This is a genomic window from Cellvibrio fibrivorans (assembly GCF_031457055.1).
Classification (GTDB): domain Bacteria; phylum Pseudomonadota; class Gammaproteobacteria; order Pseudomonadales; family Cellvibrionaceae; genus Cellvibrio; species Cellvibrio fibrivorans.
In genome coordinates this window covers 112,436-137,288 of the sequence record NZ_JAVDVX010000006.1, presented here as the reverse complement: position 1 = coordinate 137,288, position 24,853 = coordinate 112,436, and the positions used below count along the sequence as shown (strand labels likewise).

Here is a 24,853-nt window from a genome sequence, read left to right as displayed (position 1 = left end):
ACACACTTTTCACAAAATGACGATCAAACATTCATCAGTATTTGTACTGAACACCCAAGTTATATTGGATGCCGGTGTTGTGGTAGTAAGACAGACGTTGATTGTCTTCCGAACCAACCCATTGGTCATCCACTTCGTCAGTTAAGTTAAGCGCTTCGAAAGTGAACTTTAAGCTGTCGTTGAATTGATAGCCAAAAGAGGCATCCACGTTGGTAGTTTCATTTGTGCCTTCTTCATCGTTGCCATCGCGCCCAATTGGGGTAGTCAAATAACCGCTACGGCTCGCTAACGAAACACGGCCACTAAATACATCATTTTCCCAATAAAGCGTTGCACTAGTTGTTTCATCAGATAGGTTCACCAATGGTTTGGTTGCCTGAACAATCAGGTTGCCATTTGTGATGTCTGATGCAGCGCTTAAATAGTCGAGGTCTGAATCGACACTTGTATAGGAACCAATAAAACCGAAGTTGCTTAAGAATCCAGGTAGGAAAGTAAACGGCTGTTGATAACTGATTTCATAACCATCCAAATCACCACCTGGGCCATTTGCAGGTGCTGAGTAGTTCCAGGGTAGGTTTTCATTACAGTTAGAACCATAACCGCCCAGTGAGGCGCCTTGAGTATTACATGCGTTCACAGCAGCTTCAGTTGGTAAACCAGTTTCAGTATAGATTGGAGTAGAGCGTAAGGTTTGGATATGGCTTTCAATTTCTTTCTTGAACAACGTTACGCTAACCAAACTGCCTTCACCAAAATACCACTCAGCACCCAAGTCATAGCTTTTTGCTTTGGTTGGTTCAAGCAGAGGGTTTGCACCAGAAATATTCAGGTTGGTACCGGCAACGCCCACACTAACAGCAGGAACAATTGAACCAAGGCCTGCACGTGAAATACCTTCCGAGTAACTTGCGCGAAGTACAACGTCTTCCATTGGTTCAACTTTTATATTGAGTGCAGGCAGCGTGTCTGAATAATTGTGTTCAACAGTAACGTAAGAGCGACTAGCCAGCGTGCCATTGAGCCAGCCACTGGATGTTTGATCGGTTTCAAAACGACGTACACCAATATCACCACTTACAGGCACTGAACCAATTTCAAAATTAAAATCGATTTGCGCAAATACGCCGGTTGTTTCTTCACCTACTTCATAGTTGCTGCCATAGTTTGGAACCAAGGCCAGATCAAATAGATTGTAGGATTCCATAATCAGCGCGCGGTTTGGGATTAACCAAGGCTGATCATCGCCAAGCCCAGAATCATATTCAGTAATAAAATCAGGATTGGATTGGATGTTAACGCCATTTGCACCTTCAGAGGCGTAAGCATATTGATCAGTGCTGAAACTGAAATCTTTATAATCAGTGCCAATTTTCAGTTTGATGCTATCGCTAACGTCGTACTCAAATGCAACAGTTGCGGCATCGTTTTCATTTACCGTTGTCTGTGGGCGTTGACGTACACCTGTGGCAGTCCAAGATGCTTTGTTGTACGCCGCAGTGCCGAAAGTCAACACAGGGCTGCTGTAATCGCGATAGTCGTAAGTAAAGCGTTGGTTGTTTGCTTGCATCAACAAGGTATTTTGAATCGGGTTATCGTAATCCGATTTAGTGCTACCTAGCATTGCTTTGAGGCGGAATGTATCGGTGAAGTCTTGCTTCAGAGTAATAGTGCCTTGCGAAAAATCGGTAGACATTTCGTCATAACGATTTTCAGAAAGTAGGCGAGCACCTTCAATATCAGCATATACGAGTGTATTACCTTCGATAGCATAGTCGAGTACGTTACTGGTTGCGTTTGCACCAGGGTTGAGTGAACCCTGCATAAACACTTCCTGGCGGTTTGCATCAAATTTCGCCCAGAGCCCATCAAGACTAATTTCGGTGGAATCAGTAGGGCGGAATTGCAGCGACAAACTTGAACCTAAACGCTCCATTTCATGCTGGTAGGAATCGTAACGAGGAATACGTGGACGAAATGCGGTATTTATTTCATTAGTTGGAGTGATTGTTGCGCCTTTATATTTTCCGAAGCTTTGCGCAGATGCATTAGTCCAGCGGACAGTACTCGAACCTTCGTCTTGCACACTACGTTCAGAATAAGAGAGAGAAAAAAGCGCACCAAATTTACCGTCGGCAAAAATATTACTAACAAGAAATGCGGCACCCGGATCACTTTCTTCAGAGAGATCGTTATAGCCCAATGATCCTGATGCTGTGAGCACAAAATCATCGTAATCAAATGGTTGAGCAGCCTTGAGGTCTACAGTTGCGCCCAAAGAACCCTCTTGCACTTCGGCGGAGTTGGTTTTACGCACGGTTAATGAGCTGAACAAATCAGATGAGAAGGTATTAAAGTCAAAGCCGCGACCACGGTTGTTACCGCCGACAGCGTCGGTGCCGCCTGTTGTAGAAATAGTTTCCATGCCATTCAGGCGCACAGTAGTGAATCCCGGGCCAAGACCACGTACGGTAATATTGCGCCCTTCGCCACCGGAGCGGGAAATTGCAACACCGGGTACACGTTGCAAAGATTCTGCAAGGTTGTTATCGGGAAATTCAGCGATATCCGATGCAACAATCGCATCGACAAAGCCGTTTTGATTCTTTTTGATATTCATTGCGTTCTGCAAACTATCGCGGAAGCTGCCGGTTACAACAACTTCCTCAACAGTGCCGTCGCCTGAGTCTTGCGCGTAAACACTCATTGGCAGTGTGCAGGCTGCCATGGCTAATACGAGTGGATTAAGTTTGAACATTCTCATAGCTATTCCCCATCTTTTATTGTGATTAATTACATTTGAGCTAGCGGAGCTGGTGCTGGTCATCGCAATAACAATGCGGAGACAAACACGTTTTCACAAACTTCACAGATTTTTTGCATAATTGAAGCGACAAATCCGTTGTAATTTGTAACCTGTGTAATCGACTTTTTGAGCTTAGTCGATATATATCAAGTGTCATGGTGGTCGCATGACTTAGCTATCATTAATCCTGTTTATATTTCAATTTGCTGTATCAATAAAAAAATAAAGCCCATTTTGATGTAAAGAAATTGCTTTCTTTATCAAATCGTAAATTCAACGCCTTTGATAGTGACATTGGTGGCGGCAAAATTATCCAATTTCTCCAATACACCAATGGCATCAACTTCTTTGAAGTGGCAGTTGGTGAGATGCAAATTTTGGATGGGCGAGCGCGCATAACCGCGCACTTGGAAAACCTGCTTGGCTTTTTGGCAGATAAGATTACGTATATCGATATTGCGCACTGTCGGTGTAAATTTTCCAGCGTCGCCTTCTTCATAATCAAAGTCGATCACAATGGCTGTTTGCACTTCGCCAATCGTCACGTTGCGCACAAAGAGGTTCTCGATCAGGCCGCCGCGCACCGAATTGGTTTTAACGCGAATACCGCGCTCCAACTCCGGGCTGCTCATTTCGCAATTTTCCACAAACACATTGCGTACGCCGCCAGAAATTTCGCTGCCAATAACTACGCCGCCGTGACCGTTGCGCATTTTGCAATTGCTGATCAGGATATTTTCTGAAGGCGTTTTTAAACGACGACCGTCGGCATTACGTCCCGATTTAATCGCGATGCAATCATCTCCTGTATCAAAAAAACAATTTTTGATCACCACATTTTTGCAGGATTCAGGATCACAACCGTCGGAGTTTGGCCCTATGCTGGCAAAGGTTACTGCATCGATAGTGACGTTTTCGCACAGCACCGGATTGAGCAACCAGAAGGGTGCGTTGGTGATGGTGATGCCTTCTATTAATACGTTGGTGCAGTTGTAGGGCTGGATAAACACCGGGCGAAGATAAGAGCCCTCAGCATAAATACGCTCTGCAACGGGAACATTATTTTCCATGTCCTGCATTAATTTATTGCGGGCTTCAGTCTGGGTTGGCACGCCGGCAATACCCCAATCAACGCTGCTGAAATTGCTACCTTTCCACGGCCACCATGTGGTGCGATTAGCTTGGCCATCGACAGTGCCTGCGCCAGTGACGGCGATGTTGGTTTGACCATAGGCGTAAATCAGCGGCGAGTAGCCCATGATCTCCATACCTTCCCAGCGGGTGAATACCGCCGGTAAGTAAGCGTTGGGATCAGTAATAAAAGCGATGGTCGCGTCTTTGGTGATATGCAGGTTTACATTGGATAACAGGTGGATGGCGCCGCAAAGGTATTTGCCTTGGGTGACCAACACTTTTCCGCCCCCCGCTTTATGGCAGGCAGTTATTGCAGCGGCAAAGGCTTTGGAGTTGTCATGCGCGCTATCACCCTTGGCGCCAAAGTCGCGTACATCAAAGATGCGGTCAGGAAATTCTGGAGCGCGTACTTGCGTGCGAATCTGTTCTGCTTGGGTCCAGGCGTCAGTTGCCTTGGTAGCTATCGTGGTCGATGTTCGGGAACTGGCACAACCTGCGAGCGTGCCCAGCGCACAGCAGCTCACCACACTGTTGAGAGTGTTTCTAATAAAGGCACGGCGGCTTGGCTGTAATAGGCAAAAATCTGTCACCGGTGTTAGCTCTCATGTTGTCTGCCACTGATGTAGCTTTTTCTTAATTAGCTAATAGATGTGATCTCTTGGCTGGGGATTGATGACTTACTGCCATCTGTTACTGCCAAGAAGATACACATCCTCATATAGAGTGAAAATCATTCTGTATGTCATGTTGGATAAAATCAACCTGTGCTCCAAAAAAACACCTAAAAAATCAAATTCTGAGTATTTTTTTCCCACATTATCAAATGTATACGTTTACATTTAATCAATCATTGATTTGTAAACGTTTTCATGCGTGTATCGATAAAAATTATTTAAAAAATAATTGATTTAATGAAAAGAATATTTGTCCTAATTTGTCGCGAAATTAATGGTTTTCTTCACTTATAAGACAAGATGATTTTGTGTAACAGGCTAAATTGATCTTTCGATGCAGATGAAATCGGTTACATTCGCTATTTTCAGGGTTTTGGGGCTGTTGCCGAGGTGAAAATTCAGGGGTAGATTTGATCCCGGTATTGACCGAATACCATTGCCGATTTTGAGGCGCCGCAAGGCGCCTTTTTTTTCGGGACAGTTTCCAGGGAGAGAAAAGTGCGCCTAAATCAGCGCGCCTATGAGGAGTAATTGGCGTAGCGAACTACACTCTTTAAGAGATAGCGGCAAACGGCATAAATCCATTTATCGGTTAACGAATCGAGAGAGAGATCAGCGTGAGCAGCATTATCGTTTTGCATGACAGTGATAACGTCGGTATTTGTAAAGTATCACTCCCCGCTGGTGTTTTATTTGCAGAAAAAGATGTCACCCTCCTGCGTGACATCCCCGCCATGCATAAAGTTGCTGTGCGCAACATCGCCAAAGGCGACGCCATTCTTAAATACGGCCAGACCATCGGCTTTGCCAGCCAGGATATTCCGGCGGGCGAGCATGTCCATGTGCACAACTGTGTCATGGGCGATCTGGAAAAAGACTATGGTTTTTGTGAAGAAGCCAAGCCCACCGAATTTGTCCCTGCCGATAAGCGCGCAACCTTCCAAGGTTACAGGCGTATCAACGGTAAGGTTGGTACGCGCAATTATGTTGGCATCCTCACTACCGTGAATTGCTCCGCGACTGTGGCCAAGGCTATTGCCCAGCACTTCACCTACTCCGGCGAATTGGAAAACTATCCGCATATCGACGGCGTCGTCGCCATGACCCATGACAGCGGTTGCGGTATGCGCTCCGACGGCGATGGTTATGAAACCCTGCGTCGCACCTTTAATGGCTACGCGCGCCACCCGAATTTTGGCGGTGTGATGATGGTTGGCCTCGGCTGCGAAACCATGCAGATTCAACGGGTGATGGAAGAGTGTGGCCTCTCCAATTCCAAAACCTTTACTGCCTATACAATTCAAGATGTGGGCGGCACTCGCCTCGCAATTGAAAAAGGTATCGAAACCCTGCGCGCCATGTTGCCGCTGGTAAATGAATGTCAGCGCGAAACTGTTCCCGCGAGTGAATTGATTATTGGTCTGCAATGCGGCGGTTCCGATGCGCTCTCCGGTGTAACTGCGAACCCTGCACTCGGTATTGCGGGTGATATTCTCGTGCGTCACGGCGGCACAGTGATTTTGTCGGAGACGCCGGAAATTTTTGGTGCGGAACATTTGTTGACGCGCCGCGCTGAATCGCCTGAGGTCGCGCAAAAACTATTGGATCGTATCAGCTGGTGGGAAGATTACACCGCGCGCAATGATTTTGAATTAAACAATAATCCATCGCCGGGCAATAAGGCTGGCGGACTCACCACGATTATTGAAAAATCCCTCGGTGCGCAAGCAAAAAGTGGCTCAACCAATTTGCGCGATGTTTTTCTCTACGGTGAAGACATTACCACCAAAGGTTTTGTATTTATGGATAGCCCGGGTTACGACCCGGTATCTGCCACCGGTCAGGTTGCATCGGGTGCGCAAATTTTGTGTTTCACCACCGGTCGTGGTTCTGCCTTTGGCTGCAAACCGGCGCCGAGTATTAAATTGGCGACCAACAGTAAAATCTATAACCACATGCAAGAGGATATGGATTTGAACTGCGGCAAAGTGTCCGATGGTGAAATCAGCTTGGAGGAATCCGGCCAGGAAATTTTTGAAGAAATTCTGGCAGTTGCTTCCGGCAAGCCAACCAAAAGTGAATTGCTCGGCTATGGCGATAATGAATTTATTCCGTGGAAAATTGGTGCGGTGGTTTAACTTTGATCTCGCCGCGCCATGGACTTTGTTATTTATTCTGAGACCGTCTGAGCCATGGATGGCGAAGATGAGCCTACATGGATGTATTTACGGCGTGTCTCAGAATAAATAACGGAGTTCATAAGCCATCCACGATCTAACGAATATAAAAAACAAACCGAGGCCAGTCAAAGAATTGGCCCGTCCAAAAACTTGGTGAGAGCCAAGTCATATAAAAAGAAATTCACTAGAAAGCAAATTACGGCAGCTCCATTCACATTGATGAAAACATTGATGCGACTTTTTATTAGCAAAAAATAGCTAGTGCCAAAAATTTGCCACTATTACAGAGGGCGACAAAAAAATGAAAATCGTTATTCCAAAAGAAAGGCGCGCGCATGAGCGCCGCGTTGCCGCAACACCCGATACCGTAAAAAAATTCATTGCATTGGGCTTTGAGGTTGCGATCGAAAAAGATGCCGGTATCGCCAGCCGAATTACCAATGAATCCTATCAAGAAGCGGGCGCAACACTCAGCGATGATCTTGCAGGTTTATTGGGCTCTGCGGATATCGTCTTAAAAGTCCAACGTCCCCTTTTAGCTGGTGAGGGTGACGTGAACGAACTGGCGCCGATAAAGCGCGGTGCAGTATTAATTGCAATGCTATCGCCCTATTCCGATTCTGCGGCCATTGCGCAATACGCCGATGCAGGCATCACCACCATGACGCTCGAATTTGTGCCGCGTATTACGCGCGCGCAGTCGATGGATGTATTAAGTTCACAATCCAACTTGGCCGGCTATCGCGCCGTATTGGAAGCGATCAATGTGTATGACCGCGCAATGCCGATGATGATGACGGCGGCAGGCACTATTGCTCCCGCACGCGTGATGGTGCTCGGCGCCGGAGTTGCGGGTTTACAGGCGATCGCAACGGCAAAACGTTTGGGCGCAATTGTATCGGCAACCGATGTGCGCGCCGCATCTAAAGAACAGGTCGAAAGCCTCGGCGGAAAATTTGTGATGGTGGAAAGCGAAGAAGTTAAAAATGCTGAAACCGCTGGTGGCTACGCCAAAGAGATGAGCGATGACTACAAGCGCCGCCAGGCAGAGTTGGTTGCTGAAACCTTAAAGAAACAAGATATCGCCATTTGCACCGCATTAATTCCCGGCCGCAAAGCGCCGACCTTGATTAATGACGATATGGTGCACAGCATGCGCCCCGGCTCAGTCATTGTGGATCTCGCTGCTGAGCAAGGCGGCAATTGCACGCTGACCAAGCCGGGTGAAGTAGTTGAAGTGAACGGCGTAACGATTATTGGTCTGTTCAATATTCCAAGCCGGTTGTCAGCTGATGCCAGCGCACTCTACGCCAAAAACGTGTTGAATTTTTTAACCCCGATGATGAATGCCGATAAACAATTCAGTGTGAATTGGCAGGATGAAATTATCTCCGCCACCGTGCTTACGCGCGATGGCTCCATCGTTCATCCTAATTTCAAACCGGCCAGCGCCGCTTAATCGGGAGTTGATTATGGAAACCAATTTTGTTTCGCAGTTATCCATTTTTGTATTGGCCATTTTCGTTGGCTACTACGTTGTGTGGAGTGTAACCCCTGCATTGCATACGCCGCTTATGGCGGTAACCAATGCCATTTCGAGCGTGATTATTGTCGGCGCATTAATTGCCGTTGGCCCAGAAGGCATGAGCTTATCCAAAGTGCTCGGCTTTTGCGCCATGGTCTTGGCATCGATTAATATTTTTGGCGGCTTTACTGTCACCCATCGCATGCTCGCCATGTATAAAAAGAAAAATAAAGTGGGAGAGAAATAATTATGTCGTCTCTCAATGAAAGTTTAACCTCGCTTGCGTACCTGGTCGCAGCGGTGTTGTTCATTATGGCATTGCGCGGTTTGTCATCGCCCGAGTCATCGCGTAAAGGCAATTTGTTTGGCATGTTGGGTATGCTGACCGCGGTGATCACTACCGTGTTAAGTCCCGCAGTAACATCGTATGGTTGGATTTTATCGGCGTTGGCGATTGGCGCAGTCATTGGCATTTTTATCGCGCGCAAGATAGCAATGACGGCAATGCCGCAATTGGTTGCTGCATTTCACAGTCTTGTAGGTATGGCGGCGGTATTGGTTGCGGGTGCAGCGTTTAGTAATCCGGCGGCGTTTGGAATTTTAAATGCAGCGGGCGAAATTTATATCGCCAGCCGGATTGAAATGGGCTTGGGTGTCGTCATAGGTGCAATTACTTTTTCTGGTTCTGTTATCGCGTTTACCAAGCTGCAAGGTTTGGTATCGGGCAAGCCGATTGTGTTTGGTGGGCAGCATTTTATTAATGCCATTCTTGGTGCCGCAATTCTCGGATTGATTGGATATTTTTGTGTTGATCAATCGCCCTGGGTTTTCTGGGGGATGACGGCACTGGCGTTTGTGATTGGTGTGCTGCTGATTATTCCTATTGGTGGGGCCGATATGCCGGTGGTAGTTTCCATGCTCAACTCTTACTCAGGATGGGCGGCGGCGGGTATTGGTTTCACATTGCATAATGACGCATTGATTGTAACTGGTGCACTAGTCGGCTCGTCAGGCGCGATTCTCTCCTATATTATGTGCAAAGGCATGAATCGTTCGTTCTTTAATGTGATTCTCGGTGGTTTTGGCGCAGATACTTCTGCGGCTGCGGCAGCTGGTGATCAGGAAGAGCGTCCGGTAAAGCGCGGCAGTGCAGAAGATGCTGCATTTATTATGAAGAACGCCGGTTCAGTAATAATTGTCCCCGGTTACGGTATGGCAGTTGCCCAGGCGCAACATGCGCTGCGTGAAATGTGTGAAGAATTGAAAAAAGCCGGAGTAAAAATTAGCTACGCGATTCATCCGGTTGCCGGTCGTATGCCAGGGCATATGAATGTGTTGCTCGCTGAAGCGAATGTGCCCTATGACGAAGTATTTGAGTTGGATGATATCAACAACGAATTCCAAACTGCCGATGTGGCTTTTGTGATCGGCGCCAACGATGTAACCAACCCCGCTGCAAAAACCAATCCGCAAAGTCCGATTTTCGGTATGCCAATTTTGGAAGTGGAAAAAGCGCGCACTGTGTTATTTGTGAAGCGCTCTATGGCCTCTGGTTATTCGGGTGTGGAAAACGAACTTTTTTACAAAGATAACACCATGATGTTGTTTGGCGATGCCAAAAAAATGGTGGAAACGATAGTAAAAAATATTGCGTAAGTGTATGGAGCTCCTACTGAGTGCCTCTTCTTAAGTTTAAGATCAGGCACTCCTTTTTAGGGCTTCAGCAAAAATTGTTTATTCAAATAGATACTTTTATGAAAATTGAACATTTTGCCATTAACGTAAAAGATCCCATCGCTATGGCGGCTTGGTATGTGGCACATATGGGTTTAACCATTGTGCGCAAACAGGATGGTGGTGCTAATACGCATTTTCTGGGGGACGACAGTGGCGATGTAATGTTGGAAATTTACAATAACCCGCCCGATCAGGTGCCTGATTACGCGAATATGAATCCGCTCTTGGTGCATTTAGCGTTTGTGTGTGAAAACCCGATAGAGAAACGTACTGAACTGGAAGCGGTTGGTGCAAGTTTTGCGGAAGAGGTGCATATCAAAGATGGTTCACATCTGGTGATGATGCGTGACCCATGGGGATTGGCAATTCAGTTGTGTAAGCGCGGTAATAAAATGTTGCGCTGTCAGCAGTAGATTTATAAAAGTTTTTTTGTGCTTCGAATACGTTTGCCGTTAATGCTTCTGTTTCAAAAACGCATAAACCCATCCATGGGGCTCACATTCGCCATCCATGGCTCAAGTGTTTTGAAACAGAAACATTAACGACAAACTGGTAGTGTGCAATTTTGCAGAGTGCGGCCTAAGCGCCAAGTTCTTTATCAAAAATAGCCTTATCAATAATCGCACCGCGGTGGCGAATGATAATGCCTGCGCAGCGAATACCTTGCTTGGCAGAATCTTCGAGTGATTTATTCATCAAGCGCCCGGCTAAATAACCGGCATTAAAGGTATCGCCTGCACCGGTAGTATCAATTACACCTTGCACCGGTGGAACAGGAACGCGGATTTCTGCATCGGGCGTGATAATAATCGCATCGTCAGCGCCTCGCTTTAATACCAGCTCGCCGAGATTAAATGCGGCGTAGCGCTGCTTGCAGCCTTCAACGCTGTCGTCGCCCCAGAGCAGTTGTTCATCGTCGAGTGTCAGGAGAGCGATATCGGTATATTGCATAATCGACAGCATTGCCTGTTGCGCTTCAAATTTATCGCGCCATAAACGCGGGCGATAGTTGCTATCGAATGCAACTATCACATCTTGCTGGCGCAACTTGTGCAAACTGTTGTACAAAAACTCGCGCGATTTCTCGCCGATAATCGCCAGTGTAATTCCGCTCAGATAAACGCAATTGCAGTGAACCAGTTTTTGACAAAGTTGATCAGCAGCTTCTTGTGATGAAAACAGCTCGCGTGCCGGTGCCTCTTTGCGCCAGTAGAAAAATTCGCGCTCGCCATCAGGGGTGTTGCGAATGATGTATAGACCGGGTGAGCGACCGGGAAGTTGTTTAATCATGCCGGTGCCAATTTTTTCATTGGCCATACGTTGCATAATTTGTTCACTGTAAGGATCTTCACCGAGTTGGGTAACGTAATCGGTTTTTAAACCAAGGCGCGCCATATACACCGAGGTGTTATAGGTGTCGCCCGCAAAAGATAAGGCCATTGTTTCACGGCCATTGCTGTCGGCAGTGGGGAATGGAGCCAGCTCCACCATGACTTCGCCAATCGCTGCTATGTGTGCCATTTAAGTAATTCCAGGAGTTATTAAAAGCGTTAAATGATGTTTTATTTTGCCGAAAACACTGTGTTTTTGTAGTAAAAAAATAAAACCAAAATATAGCACTCTTAAGCCGTTAAAAATAGAAAATTATGGATTGCAAATCGATATACTGTACAAAATCGACAAGATGAATAAGGTTGTTTTAATCATTATTCCGCAGTCGCGGTGAATTCAATGGATGACTGAAAATCAAATTTTTTCGTTATAAATATTTGTGTGCCTGATGTTGGCGCAATCAACCTTTCTGGATTTTTCTAATGAATCGTTTAAACAAAAATGTAATTGCTGACTTACCGAAAGATATTATTCTGCCCAGCTATGATCGCAGCGCATTAAAGCCGGGCATTGTGCACTTGGGCATAGGTGCATTTCATCGCGCTCACCAGGCATTTTATACCGAGGCGGCATTGAATAAATTTGGTGGCAATTGGGGAATCATCGGTAGCAGTCTACGTTCAGCAAGTGTGCGCGATCAATTAGTACCACAGGATTGCCTCTACACCTTGGTTGAACGCTCCGGGGAAGGTGAAAAATTACAAATTATTGGCGCTGTGCTTGATACGCTTGTGGGGCCGGAAAACCCTGCAGCATTGGTTGCACAGATGGCCGCCAGCAATATAAAAATTGTCTCGCTGACCATTACCGAAAAAGGTTACTGCCACGATCCGGCAACCGGTAATTTAAATCTCGCTCACCCCGATATTATTCACGACCTTGAACATCTGGATGCACCGGCTTCTGCCATTGGTTTTCTTGTCGCCGCATTAAAACATCGTTTCGATAATAATCAAAAAGCATTTACGCTACTCAGCTGCGATAACCTGCCCAACAACGGCGAAGTATTGGAAAAAGTCGTTACCCAATTTGCCCAAAAAATTTCACCGGAATTTTCCGCCTGGATAAAAGCAAACGCTACTTTCCCTTGCACCATGATTGACCGTATTGTGCCAGCAACAACCGAGGATGACCGTCGCGATATTGAAGCTCGTATGGGAGTGCGCGATGAAGGAATGGTGGTATGCGAACCTTTTACGCAATGGGTAGTAGAAGATAAATTTGCCGATGGCCGCCCAGAGTGGGACAAGGTCGGTGTGTTGTTAGTTGAAGACGTGCGCGTGTTTGAGAAAATCAAATTGCGTTTATTAAACGGTGCGCACTCCACCATGGCCTACACAGGTTATCTTTCCGGCTTCCAATACATCAGCGAAGTTATGGAGCAACCAGCGTTCGTCAATCTGGTAAAAACCTATATGGCGCGCGAGGCGGGTGAAACTGTTGTCGCGCCAGCGGGTTTTGATATCGATGCATACAAACAACAATTGCGCGAACGTTTCTCTAATAAGGCCTTGAAGCACCGCACCTGGCAAATCGCAATGGATGGTTCGCAAAAATTACCACAGCGGTTATTGGAAACCCTGCGCGAACAATTAGCGGGTAATGGCCATATCGATATTTTGTGCTTGGGTGTTGCCGCCTGGATTCGCTATGTATCAGGTGTTGATGAAAAAGGTGCGGTCATTGAAGTATCAGATCCACTCGCTAAAGAATTGCGCGCGGCTTGCGATGCCAATCAAAGTAATCCTGCGGGCATGGTAAAGGCGGTAGTCGGAATACAAAAAGTATTTGGTGCTGATTTAATTAATGAAACGCGTTTTGTTGAAACGACCACACAGTGGTTGGAGCGCTTTTACGCTAAAGGTGTATTAGCATCGGTACAGGATGCATTTAATTAACACCTACTGTCGTCATACCCGCGCGCGGGTATCCAGCTTTTAAAATGGATCCCCGCTTCGCGAGGATGACGACTCCCTGCTTATCCTTTACTCCCATCTCTGCTTGGGAGCGTATACACTAAAATCATTTACAAATTCTGACTAAGCGGAGATTAATTAATGATCGCTCGCCTGTTGTTTCAAACCTATTGCATTATCCTCGCAACATTCATTATCTCCGGCTGCACCAATCAACCCAAGTCCACATACAATGCACTGGTGAGCCAGGCCGCCAAACCTGCGGCCAACAGTTTTACCAGTATCCAGGCTGCACTCGATGCTGCACCCATCAACTCTCCGGTGCCCTACACCATATTTATCGCCGCTGGTGATTACTACGAAAAACTTAATGTCACTAAACCCAATATCCGGTTGCTGGGCGAAAGCGCAAATACAGCTCGCATTTATTACAATGCCTATGCCGGAAAAACTTATGCAGAGGGGAAAACCTGGGGCACACCTGGCTCGGCAACAGTTACCATCCGTGCAACCAACATCCAAGTGCACCAACTGACTATCGAAAATACCTTTGATTTTTTAAGCAATGATGCACTGGCAAATAATGATGTAAAACGCATAGCCAACAGCCAAGCAGTTGCATTATTTTTGGATGCAGGCAGCGACAAATTTTTAGCACGCGATGTCCGCTTATTAGGTTATCAAGATACCTTGTTCGTAAATTCCGGCCGCAGCTGGTTTGATAAAAGCTTTATAGCTGGCAATGTCGATTTTATTTTCGGTAAAGGCAATGCACTGTTTACTGATTCCGAAATCCGCACGCTCGGGCGCGGCAAGCCCAATGATCCGCACGGTTATGTATTAGCACCGTCAACACAAATTGCCGATGAATTCGGGTTAACTTTTATCGATTGCAAACTCACCCGCACCGAAGCAGCTCCCGATAATTCCGTCCCGCTCGGCCGCCCCTGGCACCCCACCACCCAATTTGCCGATGGCCGCTACGCCGACCCTAACGCAATTGGCAAAGCAGTATTTATTAATACCTGGATGGATTCCCACATTACCCTCGATGGTTGGTATTCCATGAATGGCACCGCAAAAGACGGAACCAAAATTCCCTTCTTGCCGGAAGACGCACGTTTCTTTGAGTACAACAGCAGTGGCCCAGGCGCAGTGGTTAATAGCAAACGTCGTCAATTAAGTGGTGAAGAAGTAAAAAATTATACGCGTGAAAAAATATTAGGGGATTGGCAGCCGGAGTAAATAATAAAAAAGACCCCACCACAAAAATGGTAGGGTCAAGACTTCCTGTCAACGCGGGGCTGAGGGATGGCTATGGTCGCCCCTTATTGGTTTAGGAATTTATTCATCGCGCAGCACTTCGATCGGACGCAAGTGGCCAATGTTGAGCGAGTGGAGTGTAACAGTAACCCACACTACTAATAATGAAACCGCCAGTGCAGCAATGCAGAATACTGGTAGCCACAACACCAAAGAAAAGTGTTGATGAAAATTCTCCAACCAACCGCTAACTGCATAAAGTGCAATCGGCCAAGCAATCAAATTGGCAAGTATGGCTATCAAGGAAAAATCGCGGTTTAACAAGCGAATAATTTGCCATTGTCTGGCGCCGTGCAATTTACGTAGCGCAATTTCACGTGCGCGTTTTTGTGTATTGAGTGCGGTGATTCCATAGATTCCCAAAAGCCCGATCATCAACGCCACTAGCACAAAACCTGACATAAATAATTGCAAGCGTTTTTCATTGCGGTAGCGGTCACGGAGTGAATTGGCGAATAACCAATGGTGCGGTGGTGCGCCAGCTACTGCATCCCAGAGTGTTTTAATACTATTAATTTCTTGCTCGCTCAGTTCACGGTCAAAACTCACCGCCAATGGCAGGCCATTCACGCCGATAGTGTTAAGTGTCATATACATGCAATCCATGGGCGCTTTTTTGTGATTGCCAATATGAACATTTTCAACCACGCCAATAATTTTCGCCGAAGGTGCTTGGGGCATTCCCGGCTGTTTGAACACTTCAATGGTTTGACCTAAAGCTTCTTGAGGTGATGCAAATCCCAGTGCAGTAGCTGTTGCGCGGCACAGGATGGCTTCCATTGAAGGGCGTTTCTGATCCCTTGAGAAGGTTTTATTCAGGCTGGTTATAATGTTTTCTTTTGTTCCGGCAATTAATGCTATGCCATAGGCATCGAAATAATCTTCATCACTTAACCAATCATAAATAACGGTGTGCTCACTCAGCTCATCGTCAACTTTGGTACTGATATTCATAGTATGCTCATTGCGACCGGGAATATCGCCTACGGGTGATGCTGCCGCAATGAAGCCGGGCATTTTATTTAATTGTTGTTTCAGAGTTTCGCGCTGAATTTTGTTGAGGCTGACGTTGCCCTGCCCGATAAACATAACAGTCCCTTTTGTTTTGTAGCCCGGCTGATATTGATTGATCAATTTCAGTTGGATGTGAATAGCCGCAAGGCCAATCACCAGCGATACTAACGCTATAAATTGCACCAATAACAACACTTTTCGGGTAATGATCGAAGCAGGCGTTTCGGTTGAACGATTCGCACGCAGAATAATTGCTGGGTTCATTTTGGAAAAATAAATGGCGGGATAGCAAGCGATTAAAAGCGATATTAGCAACACCATTGCTGCGCAAATGAACGCTAATAGCGGGCTTACAAAAATGCCGTCCACCAAGGGAAATTGCAGCAGTCCGGCCATGTGAGGCAGAAATAGCTCACACAGAATGAGTGCCAATAGAAAAGCTGCAGCAACATACACTAAATTTTCCAGCCAGTATTGCGCTATCAGCTGCGCAATGCCCGCGCCCTGCATGCGTCTCAGTGCTACTTCTTTTTGTCGTGCCACATATCCTGCTAATCCAAGGCTAATAAAATTTCCTATAGCAACAATCAAAATTATTATTCCCAATAGCGACAGAATAACGACCCGCGTGCGATTTCCATCACTCGCACTGTCGTTCATATGACGTTCGGCAATCGGCATCAGTGAATACTTGATGCGGTTATATTTATTTTCTTCATCATCGTTAGAAAAACTAGCTTCGCCTGCTTTGTTAAGGAGGGTTTCTATGTGGCTCGCTTCAAGTCTTTTTTTCGCTTTCACATAGGTGTCGCGCATATAAGAACCTTGGTCAGTAAGAATAGGCGGATTCTGCAAGCGAGGAAAAAAGATAGAGGGAATAATATGACTGCGAGAATTATCGATATCCACTACCGCGATAATACGTATCTGTTGTAGCGCAGGCTGTTCGCCGGATTTTTGTTGATCGATTGTTGGTGGCAACCGAAATTCCAGGACTTTTCCTAATGGACTTTCTTTACCAAAGATCTGCTTGGCAATGGTTTGACTAATAATGGCAGCATCGGGATTCAAGGAAAAAGTACTTAAGTCTCCAGCTAATATATCTGGTTGGAAAATTGCTAAAAAGTCAGGGTCAACTTGCGTGATGAGCATTGGCTTTGGTAACGGCACGGATTTATTGGTCTCAACCAAGCTGACTTCTGTTGAGCTTGGCTCAATTTTCGTCATCCACAATTGTTCGCTCAGGCTGGTACGCAGTTTCGGATAATGAACCTCGCTAACTACATCCATTATATTTTGCCGATTACCAATTCGGGATTCGCTGCGCACTAAATAAATCTGATCGGCATCCTTCCAAAATGAATCCCAAGTTAGTTCACTGTAGTTAACAATAGTCACCGTCAGAACTGCAGCCAAACCCAAACCCAGCCCAATAATTTTTATAGCACTGTTAATTTTGTTCTTCACAAGATTGCGCAATGCAATAATCAAATAATGCTTAAACATAATCCATCCTTATTATCCGGCCTATCAAGCTGCAGCCAATTGAGTTTGCGCAACAATTTTCCCATCAAACAAATTAATGCGGCGCTGGGCGTAGCTGGCGTGTTCGTTGGAGTGAGTGACTATCACCACTGAGGCGCCTTCTTGGTTTAAGGTCTTGAGCAAGCGCATCACTTCCTGGCCGTGCACAGAATCCAGATTTCCCGTAGGTTCGTCGGCAAGAATTAATTTGGGGTTGGCGACCAGCGCGCGCGCAACTGCAACGCGCTGCTGCTGGCCGCCGGAGAGTTGGTTGGGCATGTGTTGCGCGCGGTGGGCAATTTCCATTCTTTCGATAACCGCTTGCACACGTGCTCTGCGCTCGGCGGCGGGAATTTTGTGGTAGAGCAGCGCCAGCTCGATATTTTCAAACACACTGAGTTCATCGATTAGATTAAAGCTCTGGAAAATAAAACCTATATTGTGTTTACGTAATTCACTTAATTTTGACTCGGAATGACGTGCAATATTATCGCCATTAAAAAAATAATCGCCTTGGTCCGGGTTGTCTAACATGCCCAGGATATTTAGCAGAGTCGATTTTCCACAACCCGATGGCCCCATGATGGCAACAAACTCACCTTGTTTGATCTCCAGGCTGATATTCCCCAATGCTTTGGTTTCTATCGCTTCAGTGCGAAATATTTTGTCAATATTGTTAAGGCGTATCATGTTCTTCTCCTTGCTGTTTTTATATTGAATGTTTAGTAAATTTTCAGGAAATCAATATCGTTATAGGTGGTGTAGGGGCTAACAATGACACGCTCGTTTATATTCAAGCCTGCAAGCACTTCGATAAACTGGCTATTGCGCCGCCCCAGTTTTATATCGCGCCGATAGGCACGCTTGCCATCGGCCGATACAACAAAAATCCAATGTCCGCCCGTATCCTGAAAAAAAGAATTATTGGGAATTAGTTGTGCTGGCTCATTAGCACCCATTTGCAAGCGTAACTGCAAGGTTTGACCGCGGCTGATATTGGCAGGCTGCGCGCTGGTAAACACCAAATCAACACGGAATTGTCCATCAATGACCTGCGGGTAAATTTTTTTTATGCGCAATGGAAATTCTTGCTGATCCACTTTTGCCAGTGCGGTTTGATCAACTCGCGTGCGGTTCATATAAAACTCGTCCATCTGTGCCATTAGCTTGAAATGATCCGGGTCATCAATTTGGCCAAAACGTTCGCCGGGCATCAATGATTGCCCTGGCTCCAGATTAAATGCTGTCAGGCGGCCAGCAATAGGTGCCTTTACATTGAGGCTTGCTAAATTGGTGCGCGCAAAAGTTAAGTTGTTATTGAGCGATGTGACTGAATCGCGTAATTGCTTCATTTGCGCTGCTTGCAAGGCTTGGTCTACTTCGCGCGCTTCGCGGATTAATTGCTGGCGCTTTTTTAAATAGACCAGATTATCTTCAGTCTCTTTCAATTCTGCTGCGGAAATTAATTGCTGTTTTATTAGCGGGCGCATTCGCGCCAATCGTTGGCTCTCAATAGCTATTTGATGATCCAAATCATTCAAGTTGCGCTTATGTTCAAGATCGTTGCGCGCCAGATTTAATTCCTGAGTCTGCAATAAATTAATTTGCTCACTTACCTGCGCTTCGCGGGTGATGGATTCCAATTGCAGGCGGGTGTTGGAGATATCCACAATCGCCGCTCCCTCTTCAATCGTTGCTCCATCTTCCAAATGGATTTTTTCTACCCGTCCGCCTTCAATCGCATCAAGATAAAGCGTGCGGAAGGGCATCACCTCGCCGCGCAGTGGAATTACATCTTCAAAAATTCCCTGTTGAACTGACGCGATAACCAAATCCTTTACATCCACACGCAGTGTGCGCTCACTGCTTGGCGCGGCCATCACCCAGAGCGCGGCAAGCGCAGTAACCAGAAAGAGTGCGCTGATTACTTTGCGCCATTTCTGCCAAAAATTTATTTGTCTGGGTTTATCCATTGTCATTGGGGTCTTTTTATCAACTCGTTCGTTTTGTTGCGGCTTGATTAAAAAATATCGCGCTATCAACGGCTTATCGCTCTGGGTAGCCTTGTCCACCGAGCAGCGCTGCTACTTATGTCGCAACAGCTATGCCATTTAATAAAAGCCAATAATTTCAATTGGTTATCGTTCTTTTGGTAGGTGCCTCGTGGCTTGATGTGTTCGATTTCGAACGCTTGTTGTTCGCAATCGAACGACATAAACTGCGATTACGCTCACTAGAAAACAATAATGCTAGGGATATTTCTCATGACAGTAATTGCTGGACATCTGTTAGTGCTCGATGACGATGAGGATATTTTGTTGTCGGCGCGCCTGTTGCTCAAACGCCAGATAAAAACCTTGAGCTGTTTAAATGACGCGGCCGAGCTGCCAGAGTTTTTAGCGCATCACATGATTGATGTCGTATTGCTGGATATGAATTTTACCCTCGGCGATAACTCTGGTCGCGATGGTTTTGAATGGCTCGCCTATTTGCGAACACATTATCCGCAGATTGTGGTAGTGGTGATGACGGCTTATGCCGGTGTTGAATTGGCGGTCAATGCGATTAAGGCGGGCGCAACAGATTTTGTGATAAAACCCTGGAGCAATGAAAAATTAATTGCGACTCTGCACAGCGCTGTGGCGTTGGCACAGGCGCGCAATAAAAACCAATTATTGCAGGGTGAAAATGTCGCATTGCGCGGTTCGTTAGAGCATTTGTCGCAGATGCAAAAGCCGGCTTGTTTTATCGGCGAGACAACCAGCATGCGTGAGCTACTGCGCAAACTTAGCCTCTGCGCACCTACCGAAGCCAATGTTTTAATTTTGGGTGAAAATGGTTCCGGTAAAGAGTTACTCGCACGTGAGATTCACGCGCGCTCCAAACGCGCCGGCAATATTTTTATGGCTATTGATATGGGCGCAATTCCGGAAAATCTATTTGAAGCGGAATTGTTTGGCTATAAAAAAGGGGCGTTTACCGGTGCAAATGAAAATCGCATGGGGAGATTGGTCGCCGCCAACGGCGGGACTTTATTCCTCGATGAAATCGCCAATCTTGCACTGCATCTGCAGGTAAAGTTGTTGCGTGTGCTGGAGCAACGCCAGGTAACACCAGTTGGCGATGAAAAACCCTTTGCATTAAATGTGCGTGTTATTGCCGCAACTAATGCTAGCTACGTGCACTTAACGGATGAGCGGCAATTTCGCCAGGATTTATTATATCGCCTGAATACCGTAGAACTTACTCTGCCGCCGCTGCGCGAACGCAAAGACGATATCCCATTGTTAGCCGATCATTTCCTTAGCGTTTATGCACAAAAATATCAACGCAAAAAGCCACTACTTAGCCACAAAGCGCTGGCCGCACTGCAGGAATATTCCTGGCCAGGCAATGTGCGTGCGCTAAATCATGCCATTGAGCGGGCGCTGGTGTTGAGTGATAAAGATACCTTGCAAGCGGAAGATTTTGCCCTCGCACCTGTGGCTGAAAATTCTCTATCTGATTCAGTACAAACTAACTGTTTAAATTTGGAAATATTAGAGCGCAATGCAGTTGAGAAGGCGCTAAAAAAACATGCGGGCAATATTTCACAAGCGGCGCGGGAATTGGGCTTAACGCGCATGGCGCTCTATCGCAGGATGGAAAAACATGATCTCTAACGCTGTGATGTCAATCAAGTCAGGATTGACGGATTTTCGTATCAATATACTGCTGCGGTTAGTGCTGATTCTTTGCACTATGTTGCTCTTGGCCGGTATTTATCACGCGGAACCATTTTTACTATTCAGTATGATTGGCATAGCGATATTATTGTCGATACAGATTTATTTACTTTTTAGTTATATGCAATCCACCCAGAGCGAAATGGAAAATTTTTTTGACGCAGTGCGTTATGAAGACGGCGCACGCCGAATCAATACCCGCTTTAAACAAAGCCAAAACCTCAAAGTCCTGTGGGAGGAATTGCAAACGCAGTTACAACAGTTACGACAGAAAAATGAAGAACTGGTGCGCTATTACAGTTTGCTGCTGGAAAAAGTCCCTGTTGCGCTGGTGGTTGTTGAAGATAAGGGTGAAGGCGCAAAAATTGAATTGGTCAATGTGGCCGCGCAGCAATTATTTAAACGCAGCTACCTGGCGGCAGTCGATCAGTTGCAGGAATACGGCGCTCAACTGGCGCAGGACATCCAGCAAATAACGGCAGGCGAACAGCGCAGTTCCCATCTGTTGAGTGATCAAGTGTCTATAGCAGTGGCACTGTCGGCGGCAGCGATTCAATTACAAGGTGGAACCAAAAAAGTCATTAGTATTCAGCCTATCCAACGCGAACTGGATAGGCAGGAAATTCTCGCCTGGCAAAATTTGGTACAGGTATTTACCCACGAAATTATGAATTCAATGACGCCCGTCGCGTCACTGAGCAAAACGGCAGATGAATTATTGTTGACGCAATTAGATAACCATGGGAATACCGATGAGTCTTTGCAGGATGCGCAACAAGCGATCCATACGGTGGCGCGCCGCGCTGAACATTTAATGCAATTTGTGCAGGCTTATCGACGTATTGCCAATCCACCGCAACTAAATTGCGTGGATATAGTTGTGCAGGATTTACTGAAGAATGTATGCCGCTTGTTTCAGGTGCAGGCAGGTGAGCGGAAAATCACATTGGAGTGCAACGCAACTCCTGGACATCTTAAATTACATGGTGACCCTGCCCAAATTGAGCAGGCGCTAATCAATTTAGTGAAAAATTCAATGGACGCCTTATCTTCAATGAACAATGGCCGAATCTATTTACATGCTTACATTGGTCATGGCGGCAATTTATTAATCGATGTGATTGATAATGGAATAGGAATTCCAATAGACAAATTGGAACAAATTTTTGTGCCTTTTTACACCTCAAAACGAGATGGCACTGGTGTTGGGTTGTTTTTGGTGAAACAAATTATGCAGGCGCATCGCGGATCGGTTTGTGCACTACATGATGAAAAAGGTGGAAGTCTTTTGCGGTTGATGTTTTAGGCTTTGCGCTATTGTGCCCAAATGTGTGACATTTTGAGAGATTCTTTTGAATAAACGGAGATAGCGGCTGTATTGCTAAAAAGACTAGGTTAAGATTTAGTTGCCATCAAACGGAAGGCGCTCGTCGAAATCATTCGACGCATATATAGTTCAAGGAGAAATGGTGCAAAACATATCAAATAACAGTGATACTTAAGGAGAAACCTTTGAAAATTTTAACTTCATTAGTGATATTTTGTTTATCGGCAGTGGCATTAAGCAGCAATGCAACGATCATTTGGGATGAAAGTATTAATGGTAGCTCTGAGGGCATGCCAATGCTTAATTTGCAGATGGGGGCAAATGAAATTTTAGGCTCAACCCGTTGGATTGGTGATGACATCGATCCGTTTATTTATACCGAAGCAAATCGGTACGTTTTGAGCTTACAAGAAGGATATAGCATAAAATCCATAACCGCTGAGATCTTTAATTCTGTACTAGATTCTCAGGAGTCACTTGAGAGCCTGTGGGCAACGACATTTTGGTCACTGCAAGATTTTACCTATGACTTCAAGTGGTACGAATATACCCGCATTGGTGAACCGTCACCTTATGCTAGTTTCAGTAATCTTCCGCTCAATGGTTTCAATCATTTTCTCTTGAATCAAGCTGCTGGGCTTTCTATTTCGGGGCCGTTTGATCTTTCCTGGGATTATAGAGTGACTATTGAAGTAGTTAATTCAGTTCCCGAGCCATCATCATTATGGTTGGTGCTGTTCGCACTTGCTGTCATCTTTGGGCACAAATATCAACTAAGAAACGTGTCAGCCCTTTGCAAAATATTCTAATCATTTACACGGCGGTATCGCTGTAGAGGGCTTTGGAAATTATTGATCGTGGTACAGCTTCTATTTGCTAGATAGCAAAAAACAGATTAATGCTTCTCGACACTTTTGACGGCTAATGCGCAGCATGAGCGCCAGATTGAAAATCTTTTAAGCCGTACATTTTCCTCCGGTTTGTTCGTTATGAACAAACCGGTTATTTTCCAAAATAGCCCAAACATTCATCCACTTCATTTGCGGAACCTAAAATGACTGCAACGTGTTCAAGTAATTGTTGCGGTTGAATTTCCAAAGTGCGTTGCTGCTCGCTCCAGGTATTTCTTATTGTGTCCTCAATTAATATCGGTTAGGTAACAGAATTATTGGCTATCGCCCTTGGCTGATTCTCAATCAATGATTTAAGCTATGATTGTTACAATGCAGCTGACCATATTTTGTGGGTGAGTGAACTATTACAATAACAAACAAGATTTCACCGGAGTAGCTTATGCAAGCACAAAGGTATTTGGCATCTCTACTAATATTCATGTGTACCATTTGTATGGCGGCAAATGCCCCGGCGCAATCGCCGGATTCTGTACTCGTTAATTCAACATTGCCTGTTGCAAAAATGCCCTTTTTTAACCTGCACGATTTTGTTTCATTGCTGACGGCAGCGATTTGTGTACTGCTGGTGATTTACCAATTTTTCTTACCAAAGACCAAACCCCTGTCGGCGGTGTTGTTGGGCTTGTTTTTCCTCAGCTTGGGCGCTGCTGCGGTTTCAAATGTATTGCTGTGGAATGCGTACATTAGTATCAACTCAATACTGTTAAAAAATTTAATTCCATGGTTTTTTTCAATAGTCTCTATCACCAAAGGTGTATTTTTATATTTATATGTGGCGTCGTTAACGCAGCATGACTTCAAAATTAATTACAAAAATTTTCTATATGCAACACCGCTATTGATTGTTTTAGTTATGTTGTGGGTGTTTCAAATTGATGCCGATAATTTGCGTTTTATAGGTGTGCACAAATCTCCAGATGATATACAGCATGTTGTGTGGGTATGGCACTTTTTACGCATAACACCGTTTATCTATGCGATTTTGGCGGTAATCATGACATTCTATTATCACAATAATTTAAAGGAATATTATTCGAGTTACACCGTCAATGGACCTGTTTGGCTTAGTGTGTTGACAATTGGTTTTGCGCTGAATTGGGGATGGGCGTTGGCAACGCATTTCGGGGGGCGGTATTTACCTGTGGCAATCGCTGATTCACTTGGCATAGCCGATAATTACATTACGCTGGTGTTGCTCAATGGAATTTTTATTTACAGTTTTGTCTATAGCCATAAATTAGAAGCGACCAAAACGCTGCCAAAAGGTGCTGAGGCGGCGGATGTGACGCACAGCTCTCTATCCGGTGATGAACTAACAAAAATTAGAAATGGAATGGAAGTTGATCAGTTATATTTGAAAAACAATTTGAATATAGAAGAGTTTTCAAAATGCATCGGTCTTTCCTATCGCGAGGTGTCGAGCATTATCAATAAACACTTCCAGACGAACTTTTATGAATTTGTTAATTTGTACCGCGTGAATAAGGCAAAAGAGTTATTACTCAATCCGGATTATGCCGATAGAACCATTTTAGATATTTTTTTGGAATCCGGCTTCAACAGTAAGTCGGCATTCAATCGGTTTTTTAAACGTTATGTGGGAGTTACTGCCACTGAATTCCGTAAAAATCCACTCGCCCAACAAAAACGGGAAGGCTAAGC

At 45.5% G+C, this 24,853-nt stretch carries 17 protein-coding genes; 11 read left to right on the top strand and 6 right to left on the bottom strand.

The features are described 5' to 3' along the window. Nucleotides 1-34: 34 nt before the first annotated feature. Nucleotides 35-2,764, bottom strand: coding sequence for a TonB-dependent receptor (locus J2X05_RS15970; RefSeq protein ID WP_310074291.1), 2,730 nt, complete (start codon nt 2,762-2,764; stop codon nt 35-37). A 302-nt stretch (nt 2,765-3,066) separates the two neighbouring features. Continuing rightward, the gene (locus tag J2X05_RS15965; RefSeq protein ID WP_310074288.1) at nt 3,067-4,530 is read right to left on the bottom strand and encodes a glycoside hydrolase family 28 protein; all 1,464 of its coding nucleotides are present in this window, start codon (nt 4,528-4,530) and stop codon (nt 3,067-3,069) included. A 701-nt stretch (nt 4,531-5,231) separates the two neighbouring features. On the opposite strand from J2X05_RS15965, the gene J2X05_RS15960 reads away from it, so the two are divergent. The 5 genes from J2X05_RS15960 to J2X05_RS15940 all read left to right on the top strand — a co-directional run bounded on the left by J2X05_RS15960 (nt 5,232) and on the right by J2X05_RS15940 (nt 10,469). Continuing rightward, nucleotides 5,232-6,752, top strand: coding sequence for a D-arabinonate dehydratase (locus J2X05_RS15960; protein ID WP_310074286.1), 1,521 nt, complete (start codon nt 5,232-5,234; stop codon nt 6,750-6,752). Nucleotides 6,753-7,095: 343 nt separating this feature from the next. Continuing rightward, nucleotides 7,096-8,253: a Re/Si-specific NAD(P)(+) transhydrogenase subunit alpha gene (locus J2X05_RS15955; protein ID WP_310074283.1), complete on the top strand. Its 1,158-nt coding sequence runs from the start codon at nt 7,096-7,098 to the stop codon at nt 8,251-8,253. A 13-nt stretch (nt 8,254-8,266) separates the two neighbouring features. Continuing rightward, complete coding sequence (locus J2X05_RS15950; protein ID WP_310074280.1) at nt 8,267-8,566, top strand: proton-translocating transhydrogenase family protein; 300 nt, start codon at nt 8,267-8,269, stop codon at nt 8,564-8,566. Between the two features lie 2 nt (nt 8,567-8,568). Beyond that, nucleotides 8,569-9,975 (top strand): NAD(P)(+) transhydrogenase (Re/Si-specific) subunit beta, encoded by a 1,407-nt coding sequence (locus J2X05_RS15945; RefSeq protein ID WP_310074277.1) that lies wholly within the window; start codon nt 8,569-8,571, stop codon nt 9,973-9,975. Between the two features lie 98 nt (nt 9,976-10,073). After that, nucleotides 10,074-10,469, top strand: coding sequence for a VOC family protein (locus tag J2X05_RS15940; RefSeq protein ID WP_310074274.1), 396 nt, complete (start codon nt 10,074-10,076; stop codon nt 10,467-10,469). 166 nt (nt 10,470-10,635) lie between these two features. Here J2X05_RS15940 and J2X05_RS15935 read toward each other — a convergent pair whose 3' ends face one another. Further along, nucleotides 10,636-11,577, bottom strand: coding sequence for a sugar kinase (locus J2X05_RS15935; protein ID WP_310074271.1), 942 nt, complete (start codon nt 11,575-11,577; stop codon nt 10,636-10,638). Nucleotides 11,578-11,870: 293 nt separating this feature from the next. On the opposite strand from J2X05_RS15935, the gene J2X05_RS15930 reads away from it, so the two are divergent. Both J2X05_RS15930 and J2X05_RS15925 read left to right on the top strand, forming a co-directional pair. Next, entirely contained in the window at nt 11,871-13,346 is a 1,476-nt protein-coding gene (locus tag J2X05_RS15930) for a mannitol dehydrogenase family protein (RefSeq protein WP_310074269.1), read from the top strand. A 159-nt stretch (nt 13,347-13,505) separates the two neighbouring features. Further along, complete coding sequence (locus tag J2X05_RS15925; protein ID WP_310074266.1) at nt 13,506-14,609, top strand: pectinesterase family protein; 1,104 nt, start codon at nt 13,506-13,508, stop codon at nt 14,607-14,609. A 99-nt stretch (nt 14,610-14,708) separates the two neighbouring features. Here J2X05_RS15925 and J2X05_RS15920 read toward each other — a convergent pair whose 3' ends face one another. Genes J2X05_RS15920 through J2X05_RS15910 form a run of 3 tightly spaced genes read right to left on the bottom strand, consistent with a single transcriptional unit; the run spans nt 14,709 to nt 19,198 of the window. Beyond that, complete coding sequence (locus tag J2X05_RS15920) at nt 14,709-17,207, bottom strand: ABC transporter permease (protein ID WP_310074263.1); 2,499 nt, start codon at nt 17,205-17,207, stop codon at nt 14,709-14,711. Nucleotides 17,208-17,231: 24 nt separating this feature from the next. Beyond that, nucleotides 17,232-17,915, bottom strand: coding sequence for an ABC transporter ATP-binding protein (locus tag J2X05_RS15915; RefSeq protein WP_310074260.1), 684 nt, complete (start codon nt 17,913-17,915; stop codon nt 17,232-17,234). A 32-nt stretch (nt 17,916-17,947) separates the two neighbouring features. After that, on the bottom strand, nt 17,948-19,198 hold the full coding sequence (locus J2X05_RS15910; RefSeq protein WP_310074257.1) for an efflux RND transporter periplasmic adaptor subunit: 1,251 nt from the start codon (nt 19,196-19,198) through the stop codon (nt 17,948-17,950). A gap of 291 nt (nt 19,199-19,489) precedes the next feature. Here J2X05_RS15910 and J2X05_RS15905 point away from each other — a divergent pair, with 291 nt between their 5' ends. The 4 genes from J2X05_RS15905 (at nt 19,490) to J2X05_RS15890 (ending at nt 24,851) form a co-directional block, all read left to right on the top strand. Further along, nucleotides 19,490-20,887, top strand: a complete 1,398-nt coding sequence (locus tag J2X05_RS15905) for a sigma-54-dependent transcriptional regulator (RefSeq protein WP_310074254.1) — start codon at nt 19,490-19,492, stop codon at nt 20,885-20,887. Continuing rightward, nucleotides 20,877-22,256: a sensor histidine kinase gene (locus J2X05_RS15900; RefSeq protein WP_310074252.1), complete on the top strand. Its 1,380-nt coding sequence runs from the start codon at nt 20,877-20,879 to the stop codon at nt 22,254-22,256. Before J2X05_RS15905 ends, J2X05_RS15900 begins: the two co-directional genes overlap by 11 nt. A 206-nt stretch (nt 22,257-22,462) precedes the next feature. Continuing rightward, entirely contained in the window at nt 22,463-23,086 is a 624-nt protein-coding gene (locus J2X05_RS15895) for a PEP-CTERM sorting domain-containing protein (RefSeq protein WP_310074247.1), read from the top strand. A 538-nt stretch (nt 23,087-23,624) separates the two neighbouring features. Further along, nucleotides 23,625-24,851: a helix-turn-helix domain-containing protein gene (locus tag J2X05_RS15890; RefSeq protein ID WP_310074245.1), complete on the top strand. Its 1,227-nt coding sequence runs from the start codon at nt 23,625-23,627 to the stop codon at nt 24,849-24,851. The last annotated feature ends 2 nt before the right edge of the window (nt 24,852-24,853 follow it).

What these genes read in the sequence shown, in the direction of transcription:
- J2X05_RS15970 (WP_310074291.1), bottom strand. Translation starts at nt 2,764, where the DNA reads ATGAGAATGTTCAAACTTAATCCACTCGTATTAGCCATGGCAGCCTGC.
- J2X05_RS15955 (WP_310074283.1), top strand. Translation starts at nt 7,096, where the DNA reads ATGAAAATCGTTATTCCAAAAGAAAGGCGCGCGCATGAGCGCCGCGTT.
- J2X05_RS15950 (WP_310074280.1), top strand. Translation starts at nt 8,267, where the DNA reads ATGGAAACCAATTTTGTTTCGCAGTTATCCATTTTTGTATTGGCCATT.
- J2X05_RS15945 (WP_310074277.1), top strand. Translation starts at nt 8,569, where the DNA reads ATGTCGTCTCTCAATGAAAGTTTAACCTCGCTTGCGTACCTGGTCGCA.
- J2X05_RS15940 (WP_310074274.1), top strand. Translation starts at nt 10,074, where the DNA reads ATGAAAATTGAACATTTTGCCATTAACGTAAAAGATCCCATCGCTATG.
- J2X05_RS15935 (WP_310074271.1), bottom strand. Translation starts at nt 11,577, where the DNA reads ATGGCACACATAGCAGCGATTGGCGAAGTCATGGTGGAGCTGGCTCCA.
- J2X05_RS15930 (WP_310074269.1), top strand. Translation starts at nt 11,871, where the DNA reads ATGAATCGTTTAAACAAAAATGTAATTGCTGACTTACCGAAAGATATT.
- J2X05_RS15925 (WP_310074266.1), top strand. Translation starts at nt 13,506, where the DNA reads ATGATCGCTCGCCTGTTGTTTCAAACCTATTGCATTATCCTCGCAACA.
- J2X05_RS15920 (WP_310074263.1), bottom strand. Translation starts at nt 17,207, where the DNA reads ATGTTTAAGCATTATTTGATTATTGCATTGCGCAATCTTGTGAAGAAC.
- J2X05_RS15915 (WP_310074260.1), bottom strand. Translation starts at nt 17,915, where the DNA reads ATGATACGCCTTAACAATATTGACAAAATATTTCGCACTGAAGCGATA.
- J2X05_RS15910 (WP_310074257.1), bottom strand. Translation starts at nt 19,198, where the DNA reads ATGGATAAACCCAGACAAATAAATTTTTGGCAGAAATGGCGCAAAGTA.
- J2X05_RS15905 (WP_310074254.1), top strand. Translation starts at nt 19,490, where the DNA reads ATGACAGTAATTGCTGGACATCTGTTAGTGCTCGATGACGATGAGGAT.
- J2X05_RS15900 (WP_310074252.1), top strand. Translation starts at nt 20,877, where the DNA reads ATGATCTCTAACGCTGTGATGTCAATCAAGTCAGGATTGACGGATTTT.
- J2X05_RS15890 (WP_310074245.1), top strand. Translation starts at nt 23,625, where the DNA reads ATGGCGGCAAATGCCCCGGCGCAATCGCCGGATTCTGTACTCGTTAAT.